The 15,830-nt window shown below is 51.1% G+C and carries 2 protein-coding genes; both read right to left on the bottom strand.

Annotation, left to right across the window (positions count from 1 at the left end):
* A complete protein-coding gene (locus EDM21_RS01725) occupies positions 1-8,223 on the bottom strand; it encodes a Tc toxin subunit A-related protein (RefSeq protein ID WP_157332319.1) in 8,223 nt (2,740 codons plus the stop codon).
* Between the two features lie 32 nt (positions 8,224-8,255).
* Positions 8,256-15,770, bottom strand: a complete 7,515-nt coding sequence (locus EDM21_RS01730) for a SpvB/TcaC N-terminal domain-containing protein (protein WP_157332321.1) — start codon at positions 15,768-15,770, stop codon at positions 8,256-8,258.
* Positions 15,771-15,830: the final 60 nt, after the last annotated feature.

Consider the following 15,830-nt stretch of genomic DNA (forward strand, 5'->3'; position numbering starts at 1 on the left):
TTAGTTGATTGTGCTTGTCTTCGCGAATACATTCGATTGATAGGTGATAATGACGGTAAGCCCCGCTAATACATCCGGATTTAAAGCCCCGTTCAACAGAAGTGCATCCGGTGTATTCGATAAAGAAAACTGCAAAGTGGCGTCTAAGCCGGTTCCCGCGACATTGCTTAAATCGCACGTCCCCGTGTTATTGGTTACATTTATCGGGGTTGCAGGATTATCCCCCAGCTTCAGGCTCAAGAACGGTGTGCTCTTATCCTTATCGGACACCGCTACCAGATTGGACGTAAGGACCAGAACCGTGGCGGACAACAAGCTTACATCCGATAAATGGGTCAGAATGCTGCGGTCCGTTACAGGAAAGCTGATCTGCTGCACTCCCTGGGTCGCCGGCGGATGGAACAAAGCGAACCAATCGCTCGGGAATGCTTGTTTCAAGTCCATAATTTTGGCCGGTGTATACGGATATGGAGCGCTGTCGGCATGCAGCTGTTGTCTCACTTGATTGGCGAATTGAGCTCCGCCGTCTTTGGCTGTGTACTGAATCTTGACGATAATATCCGAGATATTGCCGAAATCGAAGCGATTGGTTTCCGGCGGCAGGTTCAACGTCCACGAAGATACCGCGCCCGTCCCCTCGAAAGGCAAATATCGATCATCTTTAAAATCCAGTACGAACAACCCGGAATCGTTCATTCCTCTGGTTAAGGCAACCTGCTGCGCCACATGATCCTGCCTCAGCACTTCAGGTCCCGGTGCCGGATCTGACGGATTCAAGAGATAGTTGACTCCCGTAATATCGGATTGGATGACAACTGAATTGCGGTTCTGGACGAGTACGGCGTTAATGTTCTGGTAAGGTCCGACCAAAGCCGGTATGGATATCGAAATGGATTTTATTTTGCGGCAATAATGGCCCGGGAAGTCAAAATCGAACAGCTTCTCGTTCAATTCAAAATCAAGTTTGCCTTGAGCCCCCGTACCGCCCTGCATCCCCCCTTTAAATGTTATAAATTTAACCGGGTCCAGATGGAGCAAGGATACGGTTTTCTCCAGTTCCAAATCTCTCGAGTTATTGAACACGTAGGCCTTCTCCATCTGATTCAGGGCCAGCAGCAAGCCTTCCCCGGCAAGAAGCCCCCTGTGGAGGTTATCCCAATAGTCGAATTGCAGGAATTGATCCTGCCGCTCCAGCTCATATTGATAGGTCGCTTGCGCAGCCATCGCCATGTCCACCGCGAGCTGATAACATTGGAAATAGGCCGTCGATAACCGGCTGATCATCCATTGGTACAACTCCTGGCCTGTAAACTTGCCGCGCAGGAACTGTTCCATCTCATCTTGCTGCTTTATGGATTGCTGATGGATGTCAAGTTCCCTTTGCAGCATGGCAGCACGCACATTCCCGCCGGCAATCTGCTCATCCAGCTGCTTCACTTCAGAGGCAGCCACATCCCGCTGCAGCCCCCATTCCTCCCGGCGGCGTACATACTGCGCGCCGGTGTTAATCAAGCCGGCGGCTTTATCCAGTCCGCTTGCCGACCCGTCAGCCATGGCGGCGCCGGCGTTCACCGCATCGCCGAATTGCATCCCGCCGTCGGCCAATCCGAATATGTTCGGAGCCAGATAGGCCCCGATCGACAGCCCGTGAATCGCGATGGATACAGCCTGAAGGTCCGTGGATACACCCCTTAATACCATATCGGTAATTTCCAGCCCGTTGATGTTCTCGTCATACAAGGAGCTGTAATGGTCTTGTCGGAACGCCGCGTTGGCTCTGCTTTCCGATAAGGACGCCAGGGTGGCATTCATTTCCTCCAATTGCTTCTCTTTTATCATGGTCGTAAGGTTAAGAATGTTTTTTTCATGCGTGCTTTGGAGCAGCGACAGACTCTCCGCGTCATTACGTTCAAGCGCCGCCAGCAAGCTTCCGCCAAACTGGGTTAATGTGCCCGCTAAGGATTTGGCTCGCTCCAGCATGAAGGTAAACCGGTAAGGAACGCCTTGATTTTCCGGTTTCAGGGCAGCTAAAGGATTGACGCCAGCGCTAACCATGCGAATCAACTGAGCGGGATCCACCGGCGGTTCGAACAGAGCCAGTGTTTGGGGAATTCCCTGGAGGTTGAGACAATGCCTGATTTTGAACAGGCGATCCTCCACCCGATCCCAATACGCGATAAATTGCTCGTTCTCCGGCACACAGAAATAAGTGTCGAGCGCATTAAATGGAGCGTGGGTCATTAAAGCGCCGCTTGCGGGCGTCTCCTGCTCCAGTGCAATCAGGAATTGCGGGATGCCGTCCTTGAATTGCGCCAGAAGATCGGCGAACGTTTTGGGCGCAGGCTCCGGAGATTTCCCCAGATTCTCTGGTCTTGGTCCCAGTAAATCATAAGCGTAGACGTACATCATCGTTGCCGTCACGATCGCTTCCCAGGTGTACTGCGCAAAGTACGAATCGCCCCACTGCAATAAGTTATCTACATAGGCCATCACGACAGCTTTCTCGTAAGCGCCGATCCGAAGGCCCGCAATCGCGTCCGGATCGAACGGATCCATATTGTATGCCGAGATCTCCTGCGGATTGGTCAATTGATCCTTCAAGGATTCCAGCGTATGGTTCCGGAAAGGATTAAACTGCCAGAAGCGCGCCGACGGATTGCCTAATTTGTCGTTTAACAGCCGGTTTCGGACCGAATCAATCTGTTTATCATCCAGAAAAGCGAACAGCTGGCGGATCGGGGTCGTCTCCGAGAAATCCGCGCTTACCGCACCCGCATCTGTAATAATTTTTTGATCGACCAGGATTTTGTAAATACGCTGGGAACTCGTCAGCCCGATCGTTGAGGTTTGGAAATCTCCCGCACCTATCTGAAAAGGCTGCAAAGTCGGATTAAAGATATACTGATACCACTTCTCCGCGTCTTGATAGCTTTGGTTCGTCTTGAGCAAGTCTGCGATCAAGTAAGGGGCATGGAAGAACAATTCCCAATAGTAAGTCTTGTACGCTCCCCAGAAATCAACCTGCGATCCGTCGGACGCATCGGGGGCGATCACATAATTACTGTCAAACTGGAAGCGCTTGAATAACAGTTCCGCCTCAATCGGAATCTGCTGCGACTCCAGACTGAGAAGCGCATCAACACCGCCTGTGAAGAGTGTAGAGCTGAGCCTGTGCACCGCGGCCGTTGTCAGACGGAAGGCAGAGAAACGGTACTTGATGCTGCCGATGCCGTCCTTGTTCCTGTCCAGGAAACCGACCGATACCGGGAAAGGCCACTGATACAACGTATCCATGACATGCCGGACCTTCAGATCCTCGCTTGGTTGTCCGTCCAACAGTCCCTTGACGTACTCGAGCAATTCATAGAAATCAATATCCGCCAAAATTCTGCCGTTAGGATCTAGATAGCCCGTTTTGATAAACTGCTGGAAGATTAACTGGGAACCGGATGCCTCGATATCAATCGGAGCCGCCGCCACGAAGGACTGTTCTGTAAACATAGGGCTGTTCATCAACACGTTGACGACCGCCGAAGTGCTGGAAACCAGCTGCGGTTGCAAGTATTCCGTCAGGCTTTGCGCATCCGAATCATTTTTCAGAACCCCGTCCCCATCCAAAAATCCTCCTGAGACGAGTAAATTGTAGATCGTCTGGGAGCCGTTTGCGTCAATGTTCACTTGGGCCGAAATAAACGATGCCGGTGTAAAAATGGTATCTGGATTCAGAAGCGCCTCGCTGATGGTAGGCACACGATCTTGTACTTCCGATTCTGTATCCATGAACAGGAATGCTTCTTTATCCCCTTTGAATAAGAATGCAGCCGGATGGTTCTTCACGGTAAGCACTTCGTATTCATTGCCTCTCATATTGCCTGACAAAGACACGGTTCCGATGGCCTGGCTGATCTGCTCCAGTACATATGAAATTTTCGCCGGTATGTTTGCCTGTCCTGTCAGGTAGCCGGCCACGTCTTTTCCGAGTTGGGCAAAGTTCAAGGAACTTTGAGGGTAGCCTCTGTCATTGAGATAGCCTGATTGGACCAGACCGTTGTAAACCGCTGTGGACTGTGCTGCATCTATGCCTAACAGCGCTGAAACGAAGGAAGAGGCGTTCAGAGGTGAGGCTGCAAGAACAGGCGACGGGATCCGGATGGAATCAGCGGCATAGTTATCATACAGAATTGAAGAGGTGTCGATCAGGTTCAGTCTGCCGGAGCTCCGGTCAATTTCGGGACGGAAGTACGTCTCGCTGATGGCTGCTTCTTTGGCCGTAATGATATACTCATCCGGATTAACGATGAAGCCCGGCTGCAGATCATCCTGGATGACGATCGGCTGAAACAAAGGCAGGAAGCCGGTGTGCCCGACTTTTTTGGCCAAAGCAAACTGATGAACCACTTCATACAAACGATTCTCGAATTGCTGCAGCGTATCGTTGGCGGAAACAGGAGCATCCGGCATAGCGAACGCGGATAAACCCCCAATGACAATCATAGGACCAAGGAACAGCACCAGCTTCTCAAACCGGTTGGCGCCGACGTTTGGAGTCAGATAGTTATTTCTCTCGATTTTGAGCGGATAGACCTTGTTCCACCATAGCTGAGAAGAATCGAACTGGGATGCGTTAAAGAGGGTGTTGACCCCGTCCCGTGTAATGAATGTGCTGTTATCCGCCGAGATGACTACATCTTCCGCCAACGTTTGCGGGGGGACCCAGGTGCCGCTGAAATTGTAGAATGTATAACGAATCGCAGCTTTAACCGACTTCTGTTGTGTAGTACCGCTGCCGTTATCTTTGACGACTTTCTGCTCCACCCAGAACAGGAAGAGGCGGTTGAATACATAGACCGGGGACACCGTGTCGGAGTTAATCGTGACCTTGATCTCGTTCCATTCCGACCACACATTGCCCTCATCCCGCGTTAAATAGTAGTATTTGTAGGGCTGTGTCTCCGTCCTGGCAAATAGATACGTGACTTCCGCGTTATCGTGCGTCGGATCCGTAACATGCGTATGATAGGTATCTACCACCTTCAGCTTGGCAAGCTCCGCAAAACGGTCCAGATACTTGCGATACGCGGCTTCCACTGTTTCTTTCGTGATATCGCCCTGCTTCAGCGTATTTTCGAACTCTGTGAAGAGCGCGGTTTTATTCTGTCTGTAGGAAGGGTCGATGTAGTTCTCGGGATACAAGAACACTTGACGGTTCGCTTCCCAAATCCGGTAGTTAATCATCCAGCTCCACCATACCGCCGGGATATCGAAATCAATGACGCCCGGCTCCAGCCGTTCTCTGCTTCTGAGAAGATACAGCTGCATGGCGTTCAGCGCTTCTTTAATATACGAGATCGTTGCGCAACCGCTCATTTCCACGTCGATCAACAAATACTCGTATACATTACGGCTGTTCTGTATCCATCCGAGATCTTCCATTTGAGACAATGCGTTCAGCGCGGTAGAAATTAAAGCCGTTCGCTGTTTCTCCTGTACGGCTCCGTTAACTTGAAGGTACAGAGTCTCCCAATCGTCTCCCCCTAAGCGGGCCCTTAACGCCATTAACAAGTTGTCAGCCGCTTCCACATAATCCGGCCAATGTGTTCCGGCACCGAGACCGGCCACTTTGCTTACATTAACCAAAAGTTTGAAGCTGGCGCCTGTGGACTTCATGACGCCCATGACCTTTTGCAGCAGATAGAGGCGTTCAATTCGCGATAACGAGGGGAACGATGTAAAGAGGGAAAGGATCTCGGTATCCGCAAGCCCCGTTATTTCTGTCAGGGCCGCAGCTTCGTCATAGTCTGTAGAGGCACTCATGTACAGGGAAATGGATCCGTTCACATCATTAAAGAGCACTTTTAGTTCCTGGTAAGCGTACACATCAAGCACATTGGCCGCGGTCAACTTCGCGGTGTCCGTAATACCGAAAGCGGGAAGACTGTTTTTTACAACTGCCAAATCATCGGTCGTCAGTGAAAATTTCCGTGCAAGCACAAGCCACTGCGATAACTGCTTCATCCTGGCTTCAGCCGTTGATTTCTGCTTGGGATCAGTAAATACGGCGACCAGGTCGGTCTCGTTTAACAAATCAATCAAACCCGCTATTTCTACCGTCTGAACATGGAAGAAAGCCGCAATCTGCCCGATCAGTTGTAATGCTTGCTCTTGCAGCAAGGTTGCCGGATCTTGCCGAGATGACATGCTTGCGATGAGCTGTGGGAGGTTGTTCAGCCAACCGTCCAAATCCGCGGGCCGGTAAAGCGGATCGACATAAGCGGAAACGTTGCCGTTCACCACGTAATCCAGTTCATACACATTAAGCCTCGAGCGTTTCAACCTATCCGCGTTCTTCTTCATTAGAGTCCAGGCATCCAGCGTAGGTACCCAGGTCAATTGATCGAACAACCTCAGCAATAAAACAAGCTGTGCCACTGACATTCCCAGCATGTTCCCGAACAAAGAATAGCGGTATAGGGTGGATAGTTTGCCGACGGTTAAAGGAATTTTCACTTGTTCTCCGAACAATGCCGCTGCAAGCAGATTGAGATCGCTCTGACTTAGCTTCAGTGCCGCAGCAATGCGGGAAGCAAGCTTCATATTATCCGCATCCGCCGCTCCTACCGTCCAATACAGTAGTGTATCGGTAAACATTGGATTGAACGAATAGCTGCTCTTCCCATCGTCCGCTGGATGATAAGGAGCGGATTCCGGTCCGTTAAAGAGCTTATCGAATGCGGTATTCGATATCGCGCCATCTCCTTGTCCGTATGTCTTCACATCGAAAATCAGCGCACCGGCCTGCACAATGGACAGATTCCACTGCTCTGTGACGGTTTTCAGCTTGGCCAGATCGGTCAGCGCCACAGAATCCAGCTTCGGCGCTCCGGATGTCACGCATTGCAGCGCCCAGTCCAAATCCGTATAGCTCCAGCCCAGCTTATTGCTCAGTCTCAGGAACCGGTGAATACGGTCCAGCGCATCGTTTGTGAGGTTTACGATAGTCCAGGCTGTATCTTGACTATTCACTTGCAGAGGCTGCGCAAGCCCGTAATTAATGAAGAACGATTTCGTTAAACCCGCTTGAATTTCTGAAGCCGCAAGATCTTGATTAAACAGTGTCTGCAGCTGCACCAGCGTTAAGCCGGTTTGTTTGCAGAAAGTATCTACATCAGACAGCGCCTTCAAATCCGTTACTCCGTAGTATGCTTGTAGCTGAGTTTCATCCGTGGTGGAAGTTGAAATCAGCGAGAATTCCTCCTGGGATAAACCAAGCGTTTCGGCGGTTACGCCTGGAGCGGGTGAACCTAAGACCGTGTACACATCCTGCAGCTTCACATTCAGACGCTTCAGATAAATCCGCATTTGTTCCAGCGGGTATTGGAAAGGCAAGTTAAACGGATAAACCTGCCCGGCCAATGCCTGATATAAATCCCCTTTGATGCTTAACGCCGAACGGACGGCAGCCTCCAGCCGTTCGTTGACGACTTGCAGGTAAGGCAGGGTCGTATTCGTATTCTCACAAGTAAGCGGAATGTTCGCCAGATCCGGACGGCGGGCGGCCAAGGTCATATTGGCCGGAATGGTGCTGCGATTCGGCACCGTAATGTACTGATTGGCGATACGCATCAAATCGACTAGATACGCAGCCGGACCGAAGATGGATTTGCATTCGTCGCACTCACAGTAATTCAGCGTGCCGAAGATCTCCTGATAATCAGGCAGTGCTTCATAATGCTGGAGAATCGATTCCGATATGGAATTAGCGGCAAAATTTCTCGTATGAGGCGCTGACAGCTGAGAGATGGACGCCCATTGATGCATCGCCTGGGCTTCAATATGCTTCGCCTTGGCGTGAATGGCGGCTGCCTGTTCTTCCCCGCTCTCACCCAGCAGCGGCCCATAAGATTGCACAAAGTGAGCGGGATTGATGGCTGCTATTTGAAACGCTGAATGTAAGGAAGGGCTGCCGTCGCCGTTGCCGTTATCGCTCTTGCTGCTGCCAGCCAGCAGGGCGGATGCAGCCTGCGGATCGTCCGTGAGCCGCAGCAGCCGTTGATAGCTGCCAAGCAGATTCAGTGCTTCCGAATGTTGATCACCGGACCCGCTTAACGCTTCCACGGAAGCCGCGTTCGTGAAATTGAAATGGTTTACATCGAAATTCGGGTTATTGGCATAAAATTGCGCCAATGTCGGATGCGCCTCGCTTAAATACGATTGAATATCCATGAATATAAGGTCCTCCTTGTTCCCCGAATGGTTTAATAGCCGAAATGACTATTCAGGCTCTTGGTAGCTTCCGTCTTCTTTTGCTTCTGAAGCGTATCCGCCCGTAAAATATTCGCTTTAAACTTGGTAGCGTAAATCTGCTTATTTTTCAAGTCATATATCTGATAAAAAAATTCATCCGCAATATGGGTCATGGTACCATCAGCCTTCAACCGAACATTGGCACCCACTTTAATGAGCACTTTCTCACCCGTGTTACGGACAAAATCCTTTACCGCAAGTTCTACGCCCAATTGAACAAGGTTGGACCCTTGACTGCCCGCTACCAGATTGTTAGAGGATTCCGCACCTCCCAGACAATGTGCAATGAGATGACACCAGGCTTCACCCAATCCGCCGATTCCGGAGTCGTCTCTCTTGGCGTACAGACTTGCCGGCAAGTTGTTCGTACCGTGGAAGGCGCTGGCTGTTCCCATCGTATCATTCGTAGAATCGCGGCCGTCCACATTGAGGCTGGATTTGGAAACAATTTGTTGCTTCTCAATGTAGTCATGACTGCCAAAGAAAAGACCTCCCTGTACACCGGCCGGGTCCGCTACCTTAAGCGGCAGAGCTTTGCCTGAACTTGGCGGTACGTCAAATTGATCCAGTTCCATTTGCGCTCTATCCGCTTCCTTGTGGAGCATCTTACGGACAGAAATCTGCCGGTCCTTGGTAACCCTGAGTGTCCTTCCCCTCAGCTTTGTAATGGTTTGAGCCTTCGTCTTATCATCACCAGAGGTGAAGCTTGCCAAATCATTTTTCCTCTGCTTAGCTTTCAATTTGGCGGCAATCTTCTTCTGGAGCTTGCTTTTATCTTTTTTCGTCCTCGTCATTCCTTCCGGATCAGAGAACCGGACAGGATTACCGCCGACGAAGGCGTACATGTTCAAACCGTCCACCGTTCCGGCGGGATCGGCGTTAATCCAGCGTCCCAGCCAAGGCGGATAATATCGCGCTCCATAGTAATACAGACCTGTGCAATCATCCCGCTCTTTACCGCTGTACCGATATTCCTTCAGCTGCACCTCCCGTTGGTCCGCACCCGTAATGTAGGACGTTCCTCCGTAAGGCAGGTACTCTTCGTAGCTGATCAGGCTCCCTCCCTCATCCACCTCCATCGTAGATGAGCCCAGAAAATCGCTTAATTGATACCGCATTTGCCGTTTGCCCAGTGTATCGGTTTCACGTCCCGCATCATCCTTGGTCCAGATATTCGCGATGGCCTCGGTTCTCTCATCCTCCATGACCCGATAGGAATGCCGCTGCAAAATCAAGGTCCGCACGTCATTCTGGACGCGTGTAATTCGCTTGATTTCCAACCGGCCTATATATATTTTTTCTTGAACTTCGGTTAACCCGTCGCTGATTTTGCGCTCCAGTATCTTACGAACTCTATGCCCGCTGCTGTCGTAAACGAAGTAAGAACGGTCGGACTGGTCTCCGTCTCTGGCAACAATCGTTGCATTAGCCAGGTTATTCCGGTAATTCCACTGCAAGGACCTCAAGTGTTCGAGCGCCAGGAGATTGCCGTTAGGGTCGTATTGCAGCTGGACCGGTACACCCGTCTGGCTGCCTCCGGACAATTCCTTTAAACGGTTGGAATCATCACAAACCGCAAGTGTTCGTGTCCAACTGGCGGAAGCAGCCACATGGCGCGTTTGGACTTTATTGCCGGCTTCGTCGTATGTGTAGGTTTCCGTATAATTTTCAAGCTTCTCCGCATCATTCAGGTGCGGCGGACTCACCGGCATCCATTGGCTCTGCTTAAAGCCTGCTGCATGCGTGTCAGGCAGAATCCCCGGATGCTGCCTGCCCGAAGCTTGAATCAGCCGGTAGAGCGCATCGTAAGTATAATCGCTTAGAGGCTCCACGATTTGCTGATTCTGAAAGACCGTTTGGAAACTGTAGTCGCGTGACCTCGTTATATTTCCGACAGGGTCCGTCGTGTACGACAGCTCCTGCAGAATCGTACTCCTGGCAATTCCCTTCACATCCGTCGCCGAGCGTGAAGTTGCGATTCCAAGCAGCCTCCGGGTGGTCTCTTCATAGGTAAACGCTGTTGAAGTCCCGTTGGCCCGTGTAATCAGCGTATGCTGACCGCTTGCATCGTACTGGATGTCCCCGATAAACGGCACGTCGGGCTGCTCCGGGAAATCAGCCGCAACTTTCTGCAGCTGTCCGCTCAAATTGTAAGCGGTCCTGTATACCGTTCCATCCGCGGAGGTCTCAGCAATCAATCTTCCCAGACCGTCGTAGGCATACGAGGTGACGAAGGTTTCGCTGCTAAGCAGGGGGTGACTCTCCCCGCCCCAATCCGGCTCCGACGAGTAATCCGCAAGCAGCGTCTGTTCCGTTTGCAGAAGATGGCCCTGCAAGCTGTACGCGTCATTCCGCGTCATACCCGCTTGATCGTACAAAATGTACAGCTTGCCGCAAAGGTTGCGATTCTGGGCATCGGCCACACTAAGACCGGCGCTGTCCCCGTAAATGTACTTTTCAACCGTCTGCCCCAATTGAAGATTGGAAGATGGATCCGTTCCATCCACACTGATCTGCGCGGGGCGTCGCAGCCCGTCATACAAGGTGGCCGTATGAAAGCCCCGGCTGTCCCAAGTATGCACGGGGTCATCGAACATATTGTTCATTCCCAGACGTACGCCGGCGTCCCTGCTGTCTGTACACAATAAGCGGCTGCGCATATCGTAGGTAAACTGCACATCTTTCAGCAAGCTGCCTTGGGGGCTGCCGGCATAATAATTTCTGGCGTTTACCTCGAAAAGAACATTGCCCTTGCTGTCGTATCCCTTATACTCAGGCAGGCAGCTCTGTCTCAGCAGCACCAGAATCTCATCTGCAAAAGGCTGGTAATCTGTTGATACCGTTAGCTGGAATCCGGGAGCATACGGTCGGAACCGCGCTGAAGGTCTCCCGGTTCCCGTGCCGGGATCCGTTAGATCCACATACCCTTGATGAACCAGCTCATTCCATACATCCGATGCAGTTATCGGGCTTCCTTTTAGCATATCGGTGAACAGGTCACTTGAAGTTTCGCCCAAATTATTGTGCAATTGCAGAAAAACACGTCCCATATGATCTTTGATCTGGATTAGCGGTGTGTCTCGAAAGCGGTAAGCTTTGAGCAGCGCATCCTTCTCATCCATCTGACCCTGGTCCGGTTGGGCCGGGTAATCCCGCATAAACCGCTGGTAATAATCGGAATCGGCGATGGTATCGTTCTCATCGAAATGCGTTTCCTCCCAAGGCGTATATAGGGTTGTGGTATAGAAGCCTTTGGGCGAATCCACACGGAAAACGCGGGAGAGCGGGTCATAATGGGTTATCGTTGGCGGTGGCAGCAAACTAACCGTTTTGACCTGTTCTTCATAGGCAGGAACGGTTGAGTAGTAGGGCAAATATTGCTCAACGGGTCTTCCTTTGTGGTCATATACGGTTCTTCCCGAGACCAGCCACCGCATCGCTGTCGTTACCGTCCGCACATCGCCAGAATCGCCGGACGGCAAAGAATCGGATCCCTCTACCGCGAATGCTTCACCGCCATCCGCCCTTTTCTTGGTTTCTATGACCCGGCCAAGTCCGTCCATATAAGTCACATTCATTAGAATCCGGGTGCCCGTGTTACCCGATTCCTCCGATACACTGGTTTCCCGGTATAGTTCCACGGTGCGGTTCGGGCCCATCCCCTGTCCCCAGGCAAAGACATCGTAATAAGTAAAAGAAGAAGCCTGCTGGAGATAACGCTCGGGTCGAGCCAGCACATCCTCGAATGAGGCGTCTTTAACCGGCTGATATTCGGTTAGATCACCGTCTCCTACATGCCGGTCCTGAAGTGTCCCGAATAAAGACGAAGCTGTCACCATGCCTAAGGGATCATAGAGAACTTGAGCGGTATTTCCGTTGACATCCGTCATGCATCCCGGCTTGATTACGTTGTAATCGAGCACAACAGACATGGAAGTGGAAACGGTCTCACTCAAAAATTGGATGGTATTTACCGGAACCAAACAATAGAGATCGTAGCTGAACTGCGTCCTGTGGAAGAGATTCGTATTTCCGGAGTTCCCCATGTTTTCCAGTTTCCAAGGCAGATAGAAACGATCTTCCGTGCTTAATGCATAATGCTGCACTAACCCCTGATTCCACCAGTACCCGTCATGCAAAACATAACCGCAGTCGTCATTCATCATCTTGTCGGTTAACCGTGATTCATAAATCTTGCTGATTCGCTCTGGTGTGGTTACCGCATGCTCGCTGTGATGATGGAGCGCAACACCCGTAATTTGGCCAAGCGGCAGAGCATCCGTCTGCGTTAGATCCCAATAATAATGCCGGTCCCAGGAGAGAAGCTCTGACTGCACCACACCTGCTGTTAATGACGTGCCGTAGGGAATTACATGCGTCAGCGCACTTGGTAGCAGAGATTGCAAATCTATCAGATTGAAATAAGAGGATGCCGGCAGTTCGATACCCGACAAAGCATACGACCGATTCTCGGATTCCATGCCCAGAATACGAAACGTATCTGCAGCATTCACATAGGATTTCACTTGAAGCAGCACTTGGAGCTGATGCTGTTCAGGCAATGACAGCGCAGGCGTTAAGCGGCGCGGATAATGAATTTGGATCTTCTGGGTCACGTGGCCGTATGCATCCGTTTCCAGAACCATTTCATGCTGCATACGCGGATCGTCGGGATTACGTTCGTATTGATAGTCTATCGATTCCCTGGCATGCACGTACAACGAGGCAAAAAGAGCATCTTTGCGTCCTTGTACAAGCTTTACGGTATAATTGGTTTCGTTCACCGTATACGGATGATCGGAGATACCGCCGGGCTGATCTAGTCCGTACACTTCTTCACGCAGCGGATGACCTTTCAAGGCCGCATAACATTGACGAAGCGTTTCCCCGTCCGCACCGAGCAGAGCTGCATCGAGCTGACTGTCAGGCACGACATAAGCGAATGTATCCTGGCTGTAATACTGTTCATGAAAGTGCCGGGATAAAGTGGCTGAATTCAAGGCAGATCCGGTATGATACCATCTTTTCCAGTACACAGGGACGGTCTGGGGCGATTCCAATTCGGTTGGACTCACTTCTGCGTCCCATTGCTCCACGAAACCGAAGCCTCTAAATTCTTTCTCCACCTGATCATAATATCCCTCATGATACTTATAGCGGGTCACAAGTTGGTTACCTGAGCAGGCCTCTGTCAGACGAACCTGTTCCACGACGTGCACTGGAAATGGAAGTACGGTTTCCCACCTGCGCCCCGCCTGTTTATCTTCCAGATAGAACTGAACCGAGCTTGCGTATTGAATATCGGTGATGGCGCCTATGCCGTTATCCGTCCGGGTCAGAAGGTTCGGTTTCTGTCCGCCGGAAAAATCATAGTAATAATGCTTGACCGTATCCGTACTGACTTTGGTAAAGAGCAGACAGTCACACCCGCTGCCGAGTACGTCAGCTAACTGAATACGGTCCCCTTCTCCGAAAGACTCCGGCAGATAGATCGACATCGGCGCACTGAATGCATTCCCGCCTTGGTTGAAGCAGACGTCCGCACGGTCCGGGTATACATATACGATATCCGTTAATCCGGAACCGTTCAGATCACCCAGAATCAAACGGGAAGCATCGAAATTGTCGCCGAAATAAGGCGCTTGCTCCATACGGATGACGGATGCGAACTGCCCGTATCCCAGGTTGGGCCAGTACTCTATACTGCCGTTGCGGATCCGCACCCGGTGTGAAAGCCCGTCGCCGACAAAATCTGCAAAAGTCACGACTTCATTCACACTGTCCGTCGAGCTGAGCGGAAAACTCTCTGAGTCATGTTCAGGATAAAGTGCGCTAAGGGGATCTCCATATCCTTGTTCATACAGAGACGGATATATCTTGATTTGACGATCCTCGAAGATGACCAGATCCGGTACACCGTCCCCCTGCATGTCCGACATCTCTTTGGGATAGGGGCTTTGGAGATATTCAAGCGGGAAGCTTGTGAATGGCTGCAGACCGCTCCAGGAGCGTCCGTATTCCGTTTCGTAGAAACCTGCCCATTGTGAACCGGCAACGATCAAATCCATAACACCGTCGCCATCCAGACTGGTTAGCGTGAATGACCTGGATTCAGCAGCGGATTCCTCCGTTAACGGAAATGATTCAGGAACTTGCGGGCTGCGATAGATTCCGCCCCCTTCCGGTTCCCAGTAAGCGGCCGCATTAGAGCGGACTTGGAGGATGCCGGTCAACCCTTCGCCGTATAAGTCGGTAAACTCATAGGATGAACCATCCAGGTATCCGGGAATCGTATATTCGTCTTCCGTTAGAAGGAGACCAAAAGTTTGCTGTGCGGGCTGAAATGATGTGTATGTAAATTCTAAGGGAGGTGTGGAAAGAGTGATGTAGCTTCCGTCTTTTTGCCTCTGGCATCCGATCATCTCGACCGAGACTAGACGGTTCAGTTGTACAAGCGGATCGATAGAGTAAGAGAATCGTGTCATGCGAACTAGACAAGGATCCGGACCAAGCTCTGTAAATCGATGAAACATCAGAACCTGCCGGCAAAGACGGTGCATGCGCACTTCAAACCCCCCGCGGTATGTGGAGAAAGAATCGAGTCGTGCCGGCATGGAGGTTCGGGGGATGTGTGGTTTGCTGCCGGCCTGACTTAATGAATCTATGGAAGTATCGTATTCACCGTAATCTAGCACAAGCTGATAGGCGAATTTTTCTTCCTTCTGGAGATCCATATAATTACCGTAATCAATACTGTGCAAATAAACGGCCGCTGATGAGGATCGATTATGCTCGGACAGCGTATCCGGTACATTGTCTTGGTTCTCGGCAAAATAGGTGTAGACTCGCTTATTGCCTTTCGCATCGGCATCCTGCTCCAGATACCACTGGTATATCCGTGCAGGACGTTCCGGATCCGCTACACGAGCCGTGGTGCTCTGGCCGTAGACGGAGCATACGTTGCTGCCGGATAGAAGCTTCCAATAGGAAGTCCCGGTGGACTGCCAAAATTCGATCTTCGCAAAAGATCCCTCGGTGCGATGAATATACTCTGTAATCGTCCAAGTCTGTTCCCCGGCTTGCTCTGTCCGGGTTAAAGGCATCAGAGTGCCGGAATCAAGCTTCGGGATGATTTCTTCGCCGTCCAGCAGGAACCGGTCCGTATCATCGTACTTAGGGATGCCGGTATCTGTCCGTCTGGAGATCGAAGAAGAGGATAAGGAGAAGCCAAGTCCAAATACACCGTTACCGCTGCCGGAGCTGTACCCGAGCTGCAGCTCCGGCTCAAATTCCCGGCAAGGTGATGCATAGACGGGGATATTCATATGCATCGTGCCTGTAAATAAATCCGGCTCGAACGTCTCGCCAATTCCTCTGATTGCCCCTCCCCCTTTAGGAAGAGTAAGCTCTGTTTTGGAGAATGACTCTGAGCGTTCATGATCGTCATTCCATGACTTGCTCTGCATTAGTTCCCTCCCATACTGTCAGATGAAACTGTCAAATCAAGTAATAATAGTTACATAATT

The organism is Paenibacillus lutrae, from assembly GCF_009757775.1.
GTDB classification, from domain to species: domain Bacteria; phylum Bacillota; class Bacilli; order Paenibacillales; family NBRC-103111; genus Paenibacillus_F; species Paenibacillus_F lutrae.

Excerpts from the sequence above, each read along its gene's own strand:
- EDM21_RS01730 (WP_157332321.1), bottom strand. The coding sequence starts at position 15,770 with ATGCAGAGCAAGTCATGGAATGACGATCATGAACGCTCAGAGTCATTC.
- EDM21_RS01725 (WP_157332319.1), bottom strand. The coding sequence starts at position 8,223 with ATGGATATTCAATCGTATTTAAGCGAGGCGCATCCGACATTGGCGCAA.